Raw genomic sequence first — 16844 nt, forward strand, 5'->3', positions numbered from 1 at the left:
ACAACGACATCACGGAAAACAACATGCAACGCTCGCTGATTGCCCTCGCCTTCGCCGGCCTCGGTCTTTCACTGTCCGGCCTCGCCCACGCCGTCAACGTCGACGTCAACATCGGCACGCCCCCGCCGGTCGTCGTCGCGCCTGCGCCCGTGGTGATCGTCGGCTGGCACGGCGACCGCTATTGGGACGGCCGTCGCTACTGGGAACGCCGCGAGTGGGAAGATCACGAGCGCCATCATGGTCACGAAGGCCGCGGCGGCTATCACTGCCCGCCGGGACACGCGAAGAAAGGCGAGTGCTGAACGATCGGCACACTCGCTCGACAGGCAAGGCCGCCCACGCGCTTCGGCGTCGGGCGGCCTTGTCGCTTTGAGCGCCTGCACCGCGAACACCGCCCCCTTCTACCGGATCGCCCCGACCGTACCGCAAGAACGTCGTCAGACACCTCCGCCCTCGACGCAGCTACGCGTCATACCGGCGGATCCGCGAACGATAGCGGCGCGAGATCTGGATGCGCACCGAGCCGGGCAGCGAGGAAATCCATCAGCAAACGGCTCCTGCGCGGCAGATGCACGCGCTGCGGCATGCACAGATAGAGACCGTATCGACACGTGACGTGCCGGGTCAGCAGCGGCACGAGGCGCCCCTCGCGCACGTGCGCGTGAACCGAATAGCCGAAGAACTGGCCGATCGCGGCACCGCTCAACACGGTATCGAGTTCCGTGTCGATATCATTGGTCGCGATGAACGGATCGACCTGTCGCGTATCGACCCGACCGTCGACGAGGAACTCCCACGGAAACGGCTTGCCGGTGCGCGGATACAGGAAGGCGGTACAACGATGCTCGCGCAACGCGTCGATCGTCAGCGGCTCGCCATGGCGGCGCAAATACGCCGGCGCCGCGCAAATCACCAGCTGCAGATCGGCGACACGCCGTGCAACCAGCCCGCTATCGGGTAGATTTCCGGTCCGCAGCGCGATGTCGATCCGCTGTTCGACGATATCGGCCATATCGTCGCTGACGATCAGCTCGGCCGTGACACCGGGCTGCCGGTCGCAGAATTCGCCCAGCAGCGGCGCGAGAAAACGCCGGGCCAGCGAATATGGCGCTGCAACACGGATCGTGCCGACCACGTGCGCACGATCGTCATCGAGTGTGCGCAACGCGCTCTCCAGCTCCCCGACGGCGCCGCGGCACTGGTCAAGCAGGCGTTCACCCTCGCGTGTCAGCACGATCCCGCGTGTCGAGCGCTGGAACAGCCGCACGCTCAATAGCGCTTCCAGCGCGGCGACCTGCTTGCTGGCCGCCTGGGGCGTCATGCCCAGTTCGCGAGCGCCCGCGCTGATGCCGCCCGCGACCGCGATACGGACGAATACCGTCAGCGCCTTCAAACGATCCATTCGCTGCTCTCCATCAAGCCCGGAACGCCCGGAAATTCGTCAATGGCGTTGCAAAATCGGTCCGCCCGGTTGAATCGGTTTCAACCGGACCGACGCTATTCGCGCGGCGCCCGGCTTCGCACAATGGCGCTGTCTTCGCTACCCGGCCGAAACCGCCCGCACGCCATGAACACGCCCTCATTTTCCGTCGTTTCCCGGACCGTCGTCACGGCCGCATTAATCGTCGCCGGTGCGCCACACGCGATTGCACAGAAGACGGAAGCGAGCAATCGCGCCGCCGAGACGGTCCTGCTGCAAGCGACGCGCGCGTGGGACGGCTCGCCATACCGTGCCTACCCGTCCGGGCAACCGGAAATCACGGTCGTACGCTACACGATCCCGCCGCACGCGGTATTGCCGTGGCATACGCATCCGTCGATCAACGTCGGCTACGTGCTGTCCGGCCATCTGAGTGCCGTGCGCCGCAGCGACGGCAAACGACTCGCGCTCGGCCCCGGCGACGTGGTGCCGGAAATGGTCGACGGCGCCCATCGCGGCGAGACCGGCGAAGAGCCCGCCGAGCTCATCGTGTTCTATGCCGGCACGCCTGGCGTGCCCTTGACGGTTCCAGCCCGCCAGGACTGAGCACCGGCCCGTCACCGGTTCGTTTCCCCCTCACACGGAACACCCCACACCATGTCCGACTCCCCCCTCTTTTCACACCCCCGCGCCCCGGCGCGGCCCCGGCTCGACGGACGCGTCGCGCTCGTCACCGGCGGCGGCACCGGTATCGGCCGGGCGGCCGCGCTCGCGTTCGCACGGGACGGCGCCCGTGTCGTCGTGGCCGGGCGGCGCGCCGCGCCGCTCGACGACACCGTCCGCGCGATTATCGAGCGCGGCGGCGAAGCGTTCGCGATCGCCGTCGACGTCGCCTCCGCCGAGGGCGTGCGTGCGCTCGTCGACGCGACGGTCGGCCGCTACGGTGCGCTGCACGCCGCCTTCAACAATGCCGGCACGGAAGGCACGTTCGCCCCGATCGTGGAGCAGACCGAGGCCGACTTCGACAGCGTGATCGCCACCAATCTCAAGGGGACGTGGCTGTCGATCAAATACGAGATGGAAGCGATGCTCGCGCAAGGCGGCGGTGCGATCGTGAATACCTCGTCGTGGCTCGCGAAAGGCGCGCTGGCCGGTTCGTCGATCTATTCGGCCAGCAAGGGCGCGCTCGATGCGCTGGTGCGCGCGGTCGCGCTCGAAGGCGGCCCGCACGGCATCCGGATCAACAACGTGAACCCCGGCATCATCGACACGCCGATGGCGCGCCGCTTCGGCGACGACGAGATGTTTCGCCCGTTCGCCGCATTCACGCCCGCACGGCGGATCGGCACGCCCGAAGATGTGGCCGACGCGGCCGTCTGGCTCTGCAGCGACGAGGCGCGCTTCGTGACCGGCGAATCGATCCTCGTCGACGGCGGCTACACGATCGGCGGGATGCGTTGACCGATACCGCGACGGAGGATGGACCGATGGAATACGTGAGACTGGGAACGTCCGGCCTGAAGGTGTCCAGGCTGTGCCTCGGCTGCATGACCTACGGCGATCCGTCGTGGCGACCGTGGGTGATGAACGAGGAGGCGGCCCGCCCGTTCATCCGCGCGGCGCTCGACGCGGGGGTGACGTTCTTCGATACGGCCGACATCTATTCGGGCGGCGAAAGCGAGCGCATCCTCGGGCGCGCGCTGCGCGAATGCTCGACGCGTGACGACGTGGTGATCGCGACCAAGGCGTTCTTTCCGACCGGCGCCGGACCGAATGCACGCGGGCTGTCGCGCAAGCACCTGCTCGCGAGCATCGACGCGTCGCTACAGCGCCTCGGAACCGATTACGTCGATCTCTATGTCATTCACAGGTTCGATCCGGATACGCCGATCGAGGAAACGCTCGATGCGCTCGATGCCATCGTGAGGAGCGGCAAGGCCCGCTATCTCGGCGCATCGTCGATGCATGCGTGGCAGTTCATGAAGATGCTCGCGTTCCAGCGGCATCACGGCCTCGCCCGGTTCGTGTCGATGCAGAGCCAGTACAGCCTGATCTGCCGCGACGACGAGCGCGACATGCTGCCGCTGTGCATCGAGGAAGGCATTGCGTACACGCCATGGTCGCCGCTCGGACGCGGGCTGCTGGCCGGCTCGCGCGATGCCGCGACGACACGGGCCGCGACCGACCAGCAGATGGTGTCCTGGTACGACGGTCGCGACGCGATCGCGGCAACCGTGGACGCGGTCAGGCAAGTGGCGCAGGCACGCGGGGTGGCGCCCGCCCGGATCGCCCTCGCGTGGGCGTTGCGGCAGCCCGGCGTCACCGCGCCGATCGTCGGGCTGTCGAAGCCGCATCACCTGAGCGATGCGCTCGCGGCACTCGACCTGGCGCTCGACGCGCGCGAAACCGCGCTGCTCGAAGCAGCATTCGACCGGATGATCGCACCGGTGCAATGGTGATCGCGGCCCCGGCGATCAGGTCGAGCCGGGGTGTCGAAGCGGCGCCGATCGCGGTCGGCACGCCGCCGCGGGCTGCTGGCCCGGAAAATCACGCGCGCGCTTGCGCCAGCCGCCGGCCGATTCGGCAACGCCAGCGGTACCCGCGAGGGCCCGCCGGTCATCGCACTTACTGGAACGCCACTTCCGCGAAGCTGCGCAGCTTGCGGCTATGCAGCTTGTCGAGCCCGTTCGTGCGCAGGATCTCCATCGCCTTCACACCGATCTGCAGATGCTGGTCGACCTGCCCGCGATAGAACGTGTCGGCCATGCCCGGCAGCTTCAGCTCGCCGTGCAGCGGCTTGTCCGATACGCACAGCAGCGTGCCGTACGGCACGCGGAAGCGGAAACCGTTCGCGGCGATCGTCGCGCTTTCCATGTCGAGCGCAATCGCGCGGCTCTGCGACAGCCGCTGCACGGGCTCGCGGTGATCGCGCAACTCCCAGTTGCGGTTGTCGACGCTCGCGACCGTCCCCGTGCGCATCACGCGCTTCAGTTCGGCGCCTTCGAGCCGGGTGACCTCGGCCACCCCGCGCTCGAGCGCGAGCTGCACTTCGGCGAGCGCCGGGATCGGCACCCACAACGGCAGGTCGGCATCCAGCACGTGATCCTCGCGCACGTAACCGTGCGCGAGCACGTAGTCGCCGAGGCGCTGCGTGTTGCGCAGGCCCGCGCAATGGCCGAGCATCACCCACGCATGCGGACGCAGCACCGCGATGTGATCGGTGATCGTCTTCGCGTTCGACGGACCGACGCCGATGTTGACCATCGTGATCCCGCTGCCGTCCGCGCGCTTCAGGTGATACGCGGGCATCTGCGGCAGCCGCGGCGGCGCGGCGCCCTCGACGGGCTCGCTGCCGAGGTTCGCGTTGTACGTGACGACGTCGCCCGGCTCGACGAACGCGCTGTACTGGCTGCGGTACTCGCGCACTTCGGGATCGTCGCTCTCCGTCATCATCATGCGGCCGAGCTTCACGAATTCGTCGATGTAGAACTGGTAGTTCGTGTAGAGCACGTAGTTCTGGAAGTGCGTGGGCGACGTGGCCGTGTAGTGACGCAGCCGGTGCAGCGAGAAGTCGACGCGCGCGGCGGTGAACAGCGCGAGCGGATGCGGCTCGCCGTGCTCCGGCTCGAACGTGCCGTTGACGATGCGATCGTCGAGGTACGACAGGTCGGGCGTATCGAAGATGTCACGCATCGCGAGCAGGCGGTCGCGGTCGAGTTCGCCTTCGAGATGGATGCCTTCGGGGAACGCGAAGTGAACCGGAATCGGCTGCGACGACACGCCGATCTCGATCTTCACATGATGGTTCTTCGCCAACAGGCGCAGCTGCTCGCGATAGTAATTCGCGAACAGGTCCGGACGCGTCACCGTCGTCTCGAACACGCCGGGGCCCGCGACGAAGCCGTACGAGCGGCGCGAATCGACGTGGGTGTTGACGTCGGTACGAATCCGCACGAACGGGTAGCACGCGCGCACGTGCTCGGTGATCGGTTCGTGGCGGCGATAACGCGCGAACGCGTCGCGCAGGAAGCCCGTATTGGTGTCGTAGATGGCCGACAGCCGCGCGACGGCGGCAACGGAATCGTCGAATGCTTCGACAGGCGGGCTCTCGGGCATTAGCATCCGGTGCCGGCGGCTCAAATCGTTCTTCATTTTCGATACCTCATCTGATCGAACGACATTACCACGGAACCCGGTCACGCTCATGGCCGCCTGCTTGCATGTCGCTTGCACATGAGGGCCGGGCCGCGCCCAGTATTTGCTAAAATCGGTGGGTTCACTGGAGACTCATCATGAAGCCGCTCATTCTCGTCGCCGCTGCTGCCGCGTTTGCTGGCATGTTTGCCGCTGTCGGCACCGCTTACGCCGCGGGCAGCACGCCGGACGCCGACGCGCAGGCCCGGGCCGAAGCCAACGAAGCCGCCGGCCTGCCCGATCTCCGCAAGATCAACCGGCCCGGCGCCGAAGTCACGTCGAAAGTCGACTTCGCCGATATCCGCCGCACGCCGAGCTTCCATGAAAAGAGCAGGAACGGCACCGAGGTCACCGAGTATCGCGATCGCGGCAAGCCGGTCGAGATCAACGTGAAGTCGAACTTCGGCACGCGCTACCAGATGAGCTCGACGCCCGACACGTCGCCGAAGCCGCACGACGCGGGCGTCCCGATCACGCGCCTGCCGTCGGTGAACCTGCGCTACTGATTTCCCGCCGCGCCGCGTCGGTCGCCACGCGGCGCACCGGCTCTCCCTTCACCTCCTGTCGCGCCGCACGCCGCGCGCGTGCCGACAACTGACCTGACGCATCTCGCATGGCCGTTTTCACCGCTGTTTCCGACTCCGATCTCGCGCAATGGATGCGCCACTACGAACTGGGCGACGTGCTGGCGTTCCGCGGCATTCCGTCCGGTATCGAAAACAGCAACTTCTTCCTGACGACGACGCGCGGCGAGTACGTCCTGACGATCTTCGAAAAGTTGACGGCGGAACAGCTGCCGTTCTACCTCGACCTGATGCGCCATCTCGCGAGCCACGGCGTGCCGGTGCCGGATCCGATCCCGCGCGACGACGGCGCGCTGTTCGGCCTGCTGCACGGCAAGCCGGCCGCGATCGTCACGAAGCTCGACGGCGCCGCCGAACTCGCGCCGGGGATCGAGCACTGCATCGAAGTCGGGCAGATGCTCGCGCGCCTGCACCTCGCGGGGCGCGACTATGCGCGCTACCAGCCGAACCTGCGCAGCCTGCCGTGGTGGCAGGAAAACGTCCCGGCGATCGTTCCGTTCATCTCCGACGCGCAACGCACGCTGCTCGAGGGCGAACTCGCGCACCAGGCCGCGTTCTTCGCGTCCGACGACTATGCGGCGCTCCCGAGCGGCCCATGCCACTGCGACCTGTTCCGCGACAACGTGCTGTTCGCGCACGCGGCGCCCGGCACCGGTCATGACGTCCGGCTCGGCGGCTTCTTCGATTTCTATTTCGCGGGCTGCGACAAATGGCTGTTCGACGTCGCGGTGACCGTCAACGACTGGTGCGTCGACCTCGCGACGGGCGTGCTCGACGTCGCGCGCGCGGACGCGCTGCTGCGTGCGTACCAGACGGTCCGGCCGTTCACGGCCGCGGAGCGCCGCCACTGGAGCGACATGCTGCGCGCGGGCGCGTACCGCTTCTGGGTGTCGCGCCTGTACGACTTCTACCTGCCGCGCGCGGCCGAAATGCTCAAACCGCACGACCCCGGTCATTTCGAACGCATCCTGCGTGAGCGTATCGCCCACACGCCCGCGCTTCCCGAGACCCATACCGCATGCAACTGATCGAAGTACCCGCGAAAGCGGGCTATGTCTGGTTCCGTCAAGGCATCTGGCTGTTCCGCCGGAACCCCCTCGCGTTCATCACGCTGTTTTTCACGTACCTGCTGGCCATCACGCTGGTGTCGATGGTGCCGGTGATCGGCGCGGCCCTGCCGCTGCTGTTCATCCCCGGCATCGCCGTCGGCTTCATGGCCGCGTGCCGCGATACGGTCGCCGGCAAGCCGGTGATGCCGACGATCCTCATCGACGGCTTCCGCTCGTACGGCTCCGCGACGACGCAGCGGCTGCTCGTCCTCGGCCTGGTCTATGTCGCGCTGATGGTGGCGGTGTTCGCCGCGTCGTCCCTCGTGGACGGCGGCGGGCTGCTCCACATGATGCTGGGCGCGACGAACGACACGAATCCGACGCCGGAAACGCTTGCCGCGCAGGGCACGCTCGGCGCGCTGCTGCTCGCGACGCTGCTCTACGCGCCGGTCGCGATGCTGTTCTGGTTCGCGCCGGTGCTCACCGCTTGGCACGACATCCCGCCCGCCAAGGCGCTGTTCTTCAGCGTCGTCAGCTGCTGGCGCAATCGCGGCGCATTCGTCGTATACGGGCTGCTGTGGTTCGGTGTCGCGCTCGGCTCGTCGTTTGGCCTGTCGCTGCTGCTGCAGGCGCTCGGCGCCGGCGCCTATGTGCTGACGATCATGATGCCGGTGACGATCATCATCGTCACGATGATGTACTGCTCGTTCTACGCGACCTATCGCGGCTGCTTCGGCGTGCAGGAACCGGGCGCCCCGACGCCCACGTCCGGCCGCTGACGCCAATTCGGCCGGCGCACGCCGCCGGCCGTCCCTCTCCCTCCCTCCCGGCCGGCCCGGCGCCGGTCTCGCGGAGCCCGGCTGCCGCCCGATCCCCCGACGCGCGGCCCCTGTTCAATCGAATCTTTTGCGCGCAAAATAATTTGCGTACAAATCGTTAGCGCGTTCGCCGCGCCGCCCGAATCATGGACCGCCTGCCCCCGCTGCCCCAGACGCTCGACGAGCAACTGTGCTTCGCGCTCTACTCGACTTCGCATGCGATGACGAAGGCGTACAAGCCGTTGCTCGACAAGCTGTCGCTGACCTATCCCCAATATCTGGCCATGCTCGTGCTGTGGGAACGCGACGACATCGCGGTGAAGGACATCGCCGCCCGCCTCGACCTCGACCCGGCCACCGTCACGCCGCTGCTGAAGCGGCTCGAGGCGCTCGGCTACGTCGAGCGCGTGCGCAGCGCGACCGACGAGCGCGTCGTGAACGTGCGCGTGACTGCGGAAGGCCGCGCGCTGAAGGACAAGGCCCGCTCGGTGCCGGGCGATCTCTTTTGCGCGATGCAGCAAACGCCCGAATTCCTGGTCAGGCTGCGCGCGGATCTCCAGCAGTTGCGCAAAGCGCTGTCGGCCGCCAACGAAGGCTGACGAGCCGATCGGTCGCGAACCGGCCCGGTATGTCAGCCCTTTCTTCAAAATTTCATTTGCACACAAATCATTTGTGTTCTATATTTTCCTCGTGGCCGGCGACACCTAGTCCGACCGGACCGCTTCTCCCCTTTTCCGACAGGAGCTGCACGATGAACATTCTGTACAAGACCAGCGCCACGAGCACGGGCGGCCGCGATGGCCGCGCGGTTTCCGCCGACAACAAGCTGGAAGTGAAGCTGGCTGCGCCGCGCGAACTCGGTGGCACGGGCGCGGAAGGCACGAACCCGGAGCAGCTGTTTGCCGCAGGTTACTCGGCCTGTTTCCTGAGCGCGATGAAATTCGTCGCCGGCCAGAACAAGCAGACGCTGCCGGCCGACACGCAAGTCACCGCGGAAGTGGGCATCGGCCCGAACGACGCCGGCGGCTTCGGGCTCGACATCGAATTGCGCGTGTCGCTGCCGGGGCTCGACAAGGCCGACGCACAGGCGCTGGTCGACAAGGCGCACCACGTGTGCCCGTACTCGAACGCGACCCGCAACAACGTGCCGGTGCGCCTGACGGTCATCTGACGCGCCACGCGCCGCCGAATGCAAAAAGGGCGTGTGCGGCTACTTGCCGCACACGCCCTTTTGCGTGATTCGCCGGACCGGCTGACGAGCCGGCCCGCGCTGCGCTGCTTAACGCGAGCCGAACGAGAACGGACGGTTCATCGCCGCTTCGCGATCGATCTTGCGCATACGGAATTCGAGATCGTAGATGTCGGTTGCTTCGGACAGGTACGCGTCGGCGCGCTCTTTTGCGGCCTTTTCAGCGTTCTTGGTCAGCATCAGGAAGAGGTGGCTCAGCAGGTACATGATCGATCTCGCAATCCAAGGGTTCTTTGACTAGGGTTTTCCCGAATTATAGGGAAAACCCTAGACCTTGGCTAGCGTCGATCAAACGGTGCGTCGTTCGGTCGCCACAGTCCGACGATTCTGTTCGAAAAAGGACCAGATCATCGCGCTCGCATCGGGGCCGACCGCCGCATGAAACGGCACCGCTTCGTCGCCGCCGGCCCACGCATGATCGAGCCCTTTGACGTGGCAAAGCCGCACGACCGACTCGCCGTCGCGGCGCACGTCGGTGATCTGCGCGCCTGCCTCGCGCGTCTCCACGCGCTCGCCGCCGCGCAGGGCGCCGCGGCTGTCCGCGAGCCCGTTCAGGCGCATGAACTGCACCGTCAGCTGGTCCGCGTTCTTCGGCGCGACGACATGGTCGCCGTCACCCTGTACGATCAGCGCGGGCATGCCCGGATACGCCTTGGCGTCTACCAGCGCGTCGAGCACCGCCGCCGGGTTCTCCCGCAGCCCGCGCCGCATCACGTCCATCGCACTGATGCCGGAATTCGCCTCGCCGAGCGCGGGGCCCGAGTGCAGCGCGACCGCCGCGAAGTGGTCCGGATGGTGCAGTGCGAGCAGCGCCGCCAGCCCCGCGCCGGCCGACAACCCCGCGACGTAGACGCGCGATGCGTCGAAACCGTGCTCGTCGACGAGCGCATCGACGAGCGAGGCGACCGTATCCGCTTCGCCACGACCCGCGCGATCGGTATCCTCATACCAGTGCCAGCAGCCGTGCGCGTGCGCACGCTGCGACTGCTCCGGATACAGCACCGCGAAGCCGTGCTTGTCGGCCAGCAGGTTCATCCGCGTGCCCTGCGCAAACTCGTCGACCGATTGCTGGCAACCGTGCAGCATCACGACGAGCGGCATCGCACCGCGCCGGCGGCCGGGCGGGACGTACAGCCCATATGCGAGCTGCTGGACGAGGCGGCCGAGCGCGGGCGCCATCGGATGCTCGCCGCGCGTCCACTCGCCCGCCGCCCATGCAGCCGCACGCGGCCGCACGCGCGACTCGCGGAGCGGGGACGGATCGGTGGCGGCGCTCGAGGCCGCGGCCTCGAGCGTATCGCGCGCGATCCGCTGTGCATCGCGCGCCCCACGTTTGGCGGCCGGGGACAGCATGCGTTTCACGCCGCCCAGCCATACCTTCGTCAGACTTTTGGTCATCAATCGGGCTCGCAGTCAGGAAAAATAGGGTCACGATACTCGGTACATCGTTCGACTTTGTGCAATGCACCATAGCATTGTTTCTGGGATTTTTCCTGCACGCGGATAGTTCCCCGCAGCGCAAAAAACGGGCCTCGACCACCCGCGGCGCTATACTGGGGTTTAACCGCTTGTATCCGTTGTAGTCGTTCTTCCCGGCTCGCGCGTTGATTTAAGCATTCGTCCCGCCTCTGTCCGTTCCCTTCCCGATGTTCGACCTGTCGTCTCACCTGTGGATCACGATCACCGCGTTCGGTGGCGCCGGCCTGACCTTGCCGCTCGCGATCACGATCGCCGTGTGGCTGGCGCTCGGCTACTCGTGGCAGCGCGCAGCCGCGTGGCTCGGCGTGCTCGCGGCCGCCATCGGGGTCGTCGCGCTCACCAAGATCGCGTTCCTCGGCTGGGGCATCGGGATCCGCGCGTGGGACTTCACCGGATTCAGCGGCCATGCGATGCTGTCGACGTCGGTCTATCCCGTCGCGATGTTCCTCGCGCTGATCCGCACGCGCACGCCGGTACGGATCGCCGGCATCGCGCTCGGGCTCGCGGCCGGCATCGCGGTCGGCGTGTCGCGCGTCGCGCTCGCCGCGCATTCGCCGTCCGAATCGATCACCGGCTGCATCATCGGCGCGATCGCCGCACTGGTGTTCATCGCCGGCTCGTGGCAGGCGGTGCCGCACCGCTGGTCGGTGCCGGCGGTCGTCGCGAGCCTCGCGCTCGTCACCATCGCGCTGCACGGCATCACGGTGCCGTCGCACCGGTGGGTCACCCAGGTCGCGCTGGAGCTGTCGGGGCACGAGCGGCCGTTCGTCCGCGCCCGCTGGAAAGCCAACCCGAACTACCGGCCGGCGTCGCAGCCGTCGTCGTTGCACCGCACCGGGTCGTCGCCGCCGTCGCTGCACGCGTGATGGGCCCCGCGCACGTCTTTCCCGCCGCGTTTCAAGTCCGAAGGTTTCATGCGTCCCGGCGCATGAACGGTATGTCGAGCGTTATAACCTGCCCTATATTACGATTACGGTTTTCAACCATTCGAACGACCAGACCATGCGCTCAACCGTCCGCCCGCTTCGCCGCACCCTGCTCCGCCTGTTGCCGCTCGCCACGCTTGCCGCAGGCATCGCGTTCAGCGCGTCGGCTTCCGCTGCCGACGAGCTGGTCGTGTCGGCGGCCGCGAGCCTGACGAACGCGTTCAAGGCAGTCGGCGATGCGTACCACAAGCAGCACCCGGACACCAAGGTGCTGTTCAACTTCGGCGCGTCGGACGTGCTGATGCAGCAGATCGCCAAGGGCGCGCCGGCGGACGTATTCGCTTCGGCCGACCAGAAGGCAATGGATCGCGCCGTCACCGAAAAGGTCATCGTGCCCGGCACGCGCCGCGATTTCGCGGCGAATTCGCTCGTGCTGATCGTGCCGGCGGACAGCCATGCGGCCGCGCCGACATCGCTGAACGACCTGACGGCGCCCGGCGTGAAGCGTATCGCGTACGGCGACCCGGCATCGGTGCCGGTCGGCCGCTATACCGAAGGCGCGCTGCGCGCGGCAGGAGTGTGGGACGCCGTCAGCGCCAAGGGCGTGCTGGCCGCCAACGTGCGCCAGAGCCTCGATTACGTCGCGCGCGGCGAAGTCGACGCGGGCTTCGTGTTCGGCACCGACGCGGCGATCATGCCGGGCCGCGTGAAGATCGCACTGACCGTGCCGACGCAGACGGCCATCACCTATCCGATCGCGGTGGTCAAGGACAGCCGCCATGCCGCGCAGGCGCAGTCGTTCATCGACTTCGTCGCGTCGCCGCAGGGCCAGGCAGTGCTGTCGACGTTCGGCTTCAAGCCCGCGGGCAAGTGAGCACGGCATGATGCAGGACGCTTGGGTACCGCTGCTGTTGTCGCTGAAGGTCGCCGGCTGGGCGACCGCGCTCGACATCGTGCTCGGCGTCGCCGCCGCCTTCGTGCTCGCGCGCTGGCGCTCGCCGATGCGCGACGTGGTGGATTCGCTGCTGACCCTGCCGCTCGTCCTGCCGCCGACGGTGCTCGGCTATTACCTGCTCGTGCTGCTCGGCAGGCGCGGCGTGTTCGGCGCGTGGCTCGACAAGCTCGGCATCGAACTCGTCTTCACGTGGCAGGGCGCGGTGATCGCGTCGATGGTCGTCGCGTTTCCGCTGATCCTGAAATCGGCGCGCACCGCGTTCGAAAGCGTCGATCCGCACCTCGAACGCGCGGCACGCACGCTCGGGCTCGGCGAAACCGCGGTGTTCTTCCGCGTGACGCTGCCGCTCGCCACGCGCGGCATCCTGGCCGGCGCCCTGCTCGCATTCGCGCGCGCGCTCGGCGAATTCGGCGCGACGCTGATGATCGCCGGCAACCTGCCCGGCCGCACGCAGACGCTGTCGGTGGCGATCTATGCGGCGGTGCAGGCCGGCGACGACAGCACGGCCAACTTCCTCGTGCTGGTGACGTCGATCACCTGCGTGCTCGTGCTGCTCGCGACCGGCTGGCTCGTGCCGTCGCGCGCCGGGCGGAGCCAGCCGACATGACGCGCCGATCGCATCCGTACCGCTTCGCGGCGACACGCCTGCCCGTTGCGCGCGCGGTTTGCTGCGCGCGCGGCGCAGCACGACGGAGGGCCGCATGAGCGTCGTCGTCGACATCCGCAAGACCTACGCGAGCGCCGAGCGCCGCTTTACGCTCGACGTGTCGTTTGCGGCCACCACCCAGCGCGTCGTGCTGTTCGGGCCGTCCGGCGCGGGCAAGAGCATGACGCTGCAGGCGATCGCCGGCCTGCTGTCGCCCGACGAAGGCACGATCACGCTGAACGGCGAACCCCTGTTCGATTCCGCGCGCGGCATCGACGTGCCGACCCGTGCGCGCCGCGTCGCGTACCTGTTCCAGGACTATGCGCTGTTCCCGCACCTGAACGTACGCCAGAACATCGCGTTCGGGCTCACGCCCGGCCTGCGCAACCCGCGTGCGAAGACGGCGCCGCCCGAAGTCGCGTACTGGCTGCAGGCGTTCGAGCTCGACGCGCTCGCCGGCCAGTTTCCGTCGCAGTTGTCGGGCGGACAGAAGCAGCGCGTCGCGCTGGCCCGCGCGCTGGTCGCGCAGCCGCACGTGCTGCTGCTCGACGAGCCGTTCGCGGCAATCGACGGCGCGATGCGCCAGCGCATGCGCCACGAGCTCGCCGAACTGCAGGCGCGGCTCGATATCCCGATGGTGCTCATCTCGCACGATCCCGATGACGTCGCCGCGTTCGGCGACCAGGTCGTGCAATTGAGCGAGGGACGTGTGCAGGCCGCAACGCCGCACGCCGAGTGGCCGACGCGCGTCGTCTGAGCGCACGCCGGCCGTGGCCCGGGCGGCCACGCTGGAGCCTGAGGGAAGCCGCACTGGCGGCATAAGCTGGAACAAGCTGGCAACGGGATCGAAGCCGGCGCCTCGCGCACTTCGGGCGGCGCCGGTTTCGCCTCGTCCACCCGCGGTCAGGAGCGGAAACGGCGCGCGCGATCAGCCCGTCACCGCGAGAATCACGCTCGATGCCTTGAACAGCGCGATCGCGCGCCGGCCAACGTCGAGTTGCAACGCGCCGACGCTGTCGTTCGTGACGACGGCCGTGAGCGTCCCGCCGCCGTCGAGCGCCAGCGTCACCTCACTGTTCACCGCGCCCGCCGCGACGGTTTCGACCGTCCCGTGCAACTGGTTGCGCGCGGACACCTTCAATGTCGGTTCGGCTTCATCGTCGACCGCCAGCACGACCCACGACGCCTTCACGAGCGCGCACGCATCCGCGCCCGGCTCCAGGCCGAGCGTGTCGGCGCTTTCGTGCGTCAGCACCGCGACGATCACCTGCCCGCCGGGCAGCACGAGCGTCACTTCGTCGTTCACCGTGCCGCGCACGATCGACTCGACCTTGCCGAACAGCTGGTTACGCGCGCTCGTCTTCATGCCGATCCGGCCGATCAGCGCCCAATCGACGTCGAAGCCGGACACCGCCGCGCTCGCGGCGTCGATGAAGCGGCGATGCTCGCGCTCGATCGTGCGGAACGCGGTGATCAGCGACGTCGCGCGCGGCGTCAGCGTCGTGCCGCCGCCGCCCTTGCCGCCCGTCGAACGCGTCACGAGGGGCTCGCCGGCCAGGTTGTTCATCGTATCGATCGCATCCCACGCGGCCTTGTAGCTCAGGCCGACGGCCTTCGCCGCGCGCGTGATCGATCCGGTATCGCCGATCGCCGCGAGCAGCGCGATGCGGGTCGCGCCGCCGAGCGTCTGCGGGCCGGCGCACAGCCATAGTTCGCCGCCCAGTCCGAGCGGTCCGGCGGAGGTGGAAGGAGGCGACGCGTCGCTCATGGGTCTGTCTGCAGAAAACGGGGGGCCATTATAGGGAGCGCACGCCGCTCAACGCGGCTTGCCGTCGAGCCGCGGCGGACGCAGGCTCGCGAGCAGCGCCTCGGCGTCGCGCGCCGCGCGTTGCTCGAGCGCGGCACCGTAGCCGCGCACGAAACCGAGCTGATACGCGGGTGCCGCCAGTTGCTCGAGATGATGCTGCGCGACCATCGTGTCGTTCGCTTCGCCGAGCACGCTCTGCACGCGCGCGAGCGTCTTGACCGTTTCGTTGCGCGTGCGGCGCGAGGCGAGCGACGCGAAGAATTCGAGTGCATAGCGCAGCCGCTTCGCGTCGATCCGCACCTGGTGCCGCGCGGCCGTATCGAGCGACGTGAGCGACGGCGATGCATACAGATGACCGAACAGCCGCCGCACGCGCTTGGTCGCGTGACGCCGCAGCGACGGCGCATCGTCGTCGCCGGCGGCCGGCGGCAGCGCGAGCGTGCTCAGCCATTCGAGCCAGCCGAGCGTCAGTCGCGCATAGCGCGCCGAATGCAGCGCCTGGCGCAGTTCGATGCGCGCCGCCATCGCCTGCGCACGCGCGGCATCGAGCGTGCCGTTCCAGTCGGCGCTGCCGCCATCCGCCGCGATCAGCGCGGGCAGGCTTTCGGTCGAAAACACGTCCCAGTCGCGCACCGTGCCGAGGAGCGACGCGAGCCAGCGCAGGTCGACACCGAAGGTTTCCTGCCACTGATCGTCCGCGAAGCGCGGAAAGAAACGCATCAGCGTGCGCAGCCGGCGCAGCGCGACGCGCATCTGGTGCACGAATTCGGGATCGTCGCGATCGAGCACGCCGCCCTCGTTGCCGAGCCATTGCGCGGCGATGTCGCCGGACAGCGCGAACAGCGCGGTTCGCTGCGTGCGGATGCCGGTCAGGTCGACGATTTTCGCCTTGACCGGCCCGGCGATGCCCGGCTCGCCCGCGCACGCGCGATCGATCACGCTGGTCAGCTGCACGAACGCGGGCCATGCGCCGCTGAGCTCGCGCGCGGCGGCGAACAGCGCGTGCAGCGCGGCCGTGCGGGCGGCGACGGTTTCCCAGTCGGGCGCCGCCAGGCGCAGCTCGACATGGCGGCGCGGCAGTCCGGCGCCACCGTGCAGCGTGATGTCGTCGAGCGTCATCTCGACCACCACGCCGCTGTCGTCCGCCCATCGCCCGCGCCGCCGCTCGGCGACGAGCCGCAACGGCGCCGGCCCGGACGAGGCGGCGACGGCCGCTTCGTCAACGGGGCCGGGCGTCATAGCCTCGCCCGTGGCCTGCGTGGATTGCGCATCGGCGAGCGGCGCCGGCGTGGCCACGGCAATGCCGGCATGCTCGGCGTCGAACAGCTCGCGCTCCACGACGCCGGGCGCAAACGCCTTCGTGCGGGACGCGACGACACGCCGCCCCTGCGCGTTCGACTCGATCCACGTCCACCAGCACTCGCCGGGGCTCGGCTCGGCCTCCTCGACCTGGCACGGCTCGATGGTCACGCGCTCGTGGCCGCGCCGCATCCGCACCTGCGGACAGATGCGCCACGCACGGACGAGTTCGGCGCCGAAATCGCGCGGCTCGCCACGGGCCCGGCTTCCCGTCTTGACCGGCCAGGCATCCAGCGACAGGCACAACACGATTTCCAGCACACGCGACATGGAGGCTCCCGCACATGAAGAAGCGCCGGCTGCGTGCCGGCGTCGTCCGTGAATCAGCTTCCATAGTACACGGCGTCAAAACGCGCGG

19 protein-coding genes are annotated in these 16844 nt (G+C 68.2%); 13 read left to right on the forward strand and 6 right to left on the reverse strand.

Features of this window, described 5'->3' with window-relative positions; genetic code table 11:
- The first annotated feature begins 23 nt into the window (after window positions 1–23).
- Window positions 24–302, forward strand: coding sequence for a hypothetical protein (locus ACVK00_RS01830; RefSeq protein ID WP_166722997.1), 279 nt, complete (start codon window positions 24–26; stop codon window positions 300–302).
- A gap of 167 nt (window positions 303–469) precedes the next feature.
- Here the strand turns inward: ACVK00_RS01830 and ACVK00_RS01835 are convergent, their stop codons facing one another.
- Window positions 470–1402: a LysR family transcriptional regulator gene (locus ACVK00_RS01835; RefSeq protein ID WP_284893772.1), complete on the reverse strand. Its 933-nt coding sequence runs from the start codon at window positions 1400–1402 to the stop codon at window positions 470–472.
- Window positions 1403–1444: 42 nt separating this feature from the next.
- Between ACVK00_RS01835 and ACVK00_RS01840 the strand changes: the two genes are divergently transcribed.
- Genes ACVK00_RS01840 through ACVK00_RS01850 form a run of 3 tightly spaced genes read left to right on the forward strand, consistent with a single transcriptional unit; the run spans window position 1445 to window position 3879 of the window.
- Window positions 1445–2026 carry a cupin domain-containing protein gene (locus tag ACVK00_RS01840; RefSeq protein ID WP_284893770.1) on the forward strand — a complete coding sequence of 194 codons (582 nt, stop codon included), beginning with the start codon at window positions 1445–1447 and terminating at the stop codon, window positions 2024–2026.
- A 51-nt stretch (window positions 2027–2077) separates the two neighbouring features.
- Entirely contained in the window at window positions 2078–2881 is an 804-nt protein-coding gene (locus tag ACVK00_RS01845) for an SDR family NAD(P)-dependent oxidoreductase (protein ID WP_228909439.1), read from the forward strand.
- 26 nt (window positions 2882–2907) lie between these two features.
- Window positions 2908–3879, forward strand: a complete 972-nt coding sequence (locus ACVK00_RS01850) for an aldo/keto reductase (RefSeq protein ID WP_284893767.1) — start codon at window positions 2908–2910, stop codon at window positions 3877–3879.
- 166 nt (window positions 3880–4045) lie between these two features.
- On the opposite strand, the gene ACVK00_RS01855 is transcribed toward ACVK00_RS01850, so the two are convergent.
- On the reverse strand, window positions 4046–5572 hold the full coding sequence (locus tag ACVK00_RS01855; protein WP_284893766.1) for an AMP nucleosidase: 1527 nt from the start codon (window positions 5570–5572) through the stop codon (window positions 4046–4048).
- A 140-nt stretch (window positions 5573–5712) separates the two neighbouring features.
- Here ACVK00_RS01855 and ACVK00_RS01860 point away from each other — a divergent pair, with 140 nt between their 5' ends.
- From ACVK00_RS01860 to ACVK00_RS01880, 5 genes are all read left to right on the forward strand, one after another.
- Entirely contained in the window at window positions 5713–6120 is a 408-nt protein-coding gene (locus ACVK00_RS01860; RefSeq protein WP_006753400.1) for a hypothetical protein, read from the forward strand.
- A gap of 107 nt (window positions 6121–6227) precedes the next feature.
- On the forward strand, window positions 6228–7226 hold the full coding sequence (locus tag ACVK00_RS01865) for a homoserine kinase (RefSeq protein WP_175722338.1): 999 nt from the start codon (window positions 6228–6230) through the stop codon (window positions 7224–7226).
- Window positions 7217–8026, forward strand: a complete 810-nt coding sequence (locus ACVK00_RS01870) for a BPSS1780 family membrane protein (RefSeq protein WP_228909435.1) — start codon at window positions 7217–7219, stop codon at window positions 8024–8026. Before ACVK00_RS01865 ends, ACVK00_RS01870 begins: the two co-directional genes overlap by 10 nt.
- A 185-nt stretch (window positions 8027–8211) precedes the next feature.
- The gene (locus ACVK00_RS01875; RefSeq protein WP_284893760.1) at window positions 8212–8664 is read left to right on the forward strand and encodes a MarR family winged helix-turn-helix transcriptional regulator; all 453 of its coding nucleotides are present in this window, start codon (window positions 8212–8214) and stop codon (window positions 8662–8664) included.
- 152 nt (window positions 8665–8816) lie between these two features.
- Window positions 8817–9236 carry an organic hydroperoxide resistance protein gene (locus ACVK00_RS01880; RefSeq protein WP_006753396.1) on the forward strand — a complete coding sequence of 140 codons (420 nt, stop codon included), beginning with the start codon at window positions 8817–8819 and terminating at the stop codon, window positions 9234–9236.
- 108 nt (window positions 9237–9344) lie between these two features.
- Here ACVK00_RS01880 and ACVK00_RS01885 read toward each other — a convergent pair whose 3' ends face one another.
- Both ACVK00_RS01885 and ACVK00_RS01890 read right to left on the reverse strand, forming a co-directional pair.
- Window positions 9345–9521 (reverse strand): DUF3563 family protein, encoded by a 177-nt coding sequence (locus ACVK00_RS01885; protein ID WP_006753395.1) that lies wholly within the window; start codon window positions 9519–9521, stop codon window positions 9345–9347.
- A gap of 81 nt (window positions 9522–9602) precedes the next feature.
- The gene (locus ACVK00_RS01890) at window positions 9603–10712 is read right to left on the reverse strand and encodes an extracellular catalytic domain type 1 short-chain-length polyhydroxyalkanoate depolymerase (RefSeq protein ID WP_228909433.1); all 1110 of its coding nucleotides are present in this window, start codon (window positions 10710–10712) and stop codon (window positions 9603–9605) included.
- A 248-nt stretch (window positions 10713–10960) separates the two neighbouring features.
- Between ACVK00_RS01890 and ACVK00_RS01895 the strand changes: the two genes are divergently transcribed.
- From ACVK00_RS01895 to ACVK00_RS01910, 4 genes are all read left to right on the forward strand, one after another.
- Window positions 10961–11659 carry a phosphatase PAP2 family protein gene (locus ACVK00_RS01895; RefSeq protein ID WP_228909432.1) on the forward strand — a complete coding sequence of 233 codons (699 nt, stop codon included), beginning with the start codon at window positions 10961–10963 and terminating at the stop codon, window positions 11657–11659.
- Between the two features lie 136 nt (window positions 11660–11795).
- Window positions 11796–12593 (forward strand): molybdate ABC transporter substrate-binding protein, encoded by a 798-nt coding sequence (modA, locus tag ACVK00_RS01900; protein WP_284893750.1) that lies wholly within the window; start codon window positions 11796–11798, stop codon window positions 12591–12593.
- A gap of 10 nt (window positions 12594–12603) precedes the next feature.
- Window positions 12604–13281 (forward strand): molybdate ABC transporter permease subunit, encoded by a 678-nt coding sequence (gene modB, locus ACVK00_RS01905; RefSeq protein ID WP_284894047.1) that lies wholly within the window; start codon window positions 12604–12606, stop codon window positions 13279–13281.
- A 94-nt stretch (window positions 13282–13375) separates the two neighbouring features.
- Window positions 13376–14077, forward strand: a complete 702-nt coding sequence (locus tag ACVK00_RS01910) for a sulfate/molybdate ABC transporter ATP-binding protein (protein WP_166723005.1) — start codon at window positions 13376–13378, stop codon at window positions 14075–14077.
- Between the two features lie 171 nt (window positions 14078–14248).
- On the opposite strand, the gene ACVK00_RS01915 is transcribed toward ACVK00_RS01910, so the two are convergent.
- Together ACVK00_RS01915 and ACVK00_RS01920 are read right to left on the reverse strand one after the other, a co-directional pair.
- The gene (locus ACVK00_RS01915; protein ID WP_284893748.1) at window positions 14249–15088 is read right to left on the reverse strand and encodes a TOBE domain-containing protein; all 840 of its coding nucleotides are present in this window, start codon (window positions 15086–15088) and stop codon (window positions 14249–14251) included.
- A gap of 48 nt (window positions 15089–15136) precedes the next feature.
- Complete coding sequence (locus ACVK00_RS01920) at window positions 15137–16756, reverse strand: CHAD domain-containing protein (RefSeq protein WP_354123175.1); 1620 nt, start codon at window positions 16754–16756, stop codon at window positions 15137–15139.
- Between the last annotated feature and the right edge of the window lie 88 nt (window positions 16757–16844).

This window comes from Burkholderia sp. PvR073, assembly GCF_054055695.1.

Excerpts from the sequence above, each read along its gene's own strand:
- ACVK00_RS01830 (WP_166722997.1), top strand. The coding sequence starts at position 24 with ATGCAACGCTCGCTGATTGCCCTCGCCTTCGCCGGCCTCGGTCTTTCA.
- ACVK00_RS01835 (WP_284893772.1), bottom strand. The coding sequence starts at position 1,402 with ATGGATCGTTTGAAGGCGCTGACGGTATTCGTCCGTATCGCGGTCGCG.
- ACVK00_RS01840 (WP_284893770.1), top strand. The coding sequence starts at position 1,445 with ATGGCGTTGCAAAATCGGTCCGCCCGGTTGAATCGGTTTCAACCGGAC.
- ACVK00_RS01845 (WP_228909439.1), top strand. The coding sequence starts at position 2,078 with ATGTCCGACTCCCCCCTCTTTTCACACCCCCGCGCCCCGGCGCGGCCC.
- ACVK00_RS01850 (WP_284893767.1), top strand. The coding sequence starts at position 2,908 with ATGGAATACGTGAGACTGGGAACGTCCGGCCTGAAGGTGTCCAGGCTG.
- ACVK00_RS01855 (WP_284893766.1), bottom strand. The coding sequence starts at position 5,572 with ATGAAGAACGATTTGAGCCGCCGGCACCGGATGCTAATGCCCGAGAGC.
- ACVK00_RS01860 (WP_006753400.1), top strand. The coding sequence starts at position 5,713 with ATGAAGCCGCTCATTCTCGTCGCCGCTGCTGCCGCGTTTGCTGGCATG.
- ACVK00_RS01865 (WP_175722338.1), top strand. The coding sequence starts at position 6,228 with ATGGCCGTTTTCACCGCTGTTTCCGACTCCGATCTCGCGCAATGGATG.
- ACVK00_RS01870 (WP_228909435.1), top strand. The coding sequence starts at position 7,217 with ATGCAACTGATCGAAGTACCCGCGAAAGCGGGCTATGTCTGGTTCCGT.
- ACVK00_RS01875 (WP_284893760.1), top strand. The coding sequence starts at position 8,212 with ATGGACCGCCTGCCCCCGCTGCCCCAGACGCTCGACGAGCAACTGTGC.
- ACVK00_RS01880 (WP_006753396.1), top strand. The coding sequence starts at position 8,817 with ATGAACATTCTGTACAAGACCAGCGCCACGAGCACGGGCGGCCGCGAT.
- ACVK00_RS01885 (WP_006753395.1), bottom strand. The coding sequence starts at position 9,521 with ATGTACCTGCTGAGCCACCTCTTCCTGATGCTGACCAAGAACGCTGAA.
- ACVK00_RS01890 (WP_228909433.1), bottom strand. The coding sequence starts at position 10,712 with ATGACCAAAAGTCTGACGAAGGTATGGCTGGGCGGCGTGAAACGCATG.
- ACVK00_RS01895 (WP_228909432.1), top strand. The coding sequence starts at position 10,961 with ATGTTCGACCTGTCGTCTCACCTGTGGATCACGATCACCGCGTTCGGT.
- modA (WP_284893750.1), top strand. The coding sequence starts at position 11,796 with ATGCGCTCAACCGTCCGCCCGCTTCGCCGCACCCTGCTCCGCCTGTTG.
- modB (WP_284894047.1), top strand. The coding sequence starts at position 12,604 with ATGCAGGACGCTTGGGTACCGCTGCTGTTGTCGCTGAAGGTCGCCGGC.
- ACVK00_RS01910 (WP_166723005.1), top strand. The coding sequence starts at position 13,376 with ATGAGCGTCGTCGTCGACATCCGCAAGACCTACGCGAGCGCCGAGCGC.
- ACVK00_RS01915 (WP_284893748.1), bottom strand. The coding sequence starts at position 15,088 with ATGAGCGACGCGTCGCCTCCTTCCACCTCCGCCGGACCGCTCGGACTG.
- ACVK00_RS01920 (WP_354123175.1), bottom strand. The coding sequence starts at position 16,756 with ATGTCGCGTGTGCTGGAAATCGTGTTGTGCCTGTCGCTGGATGCCTGG.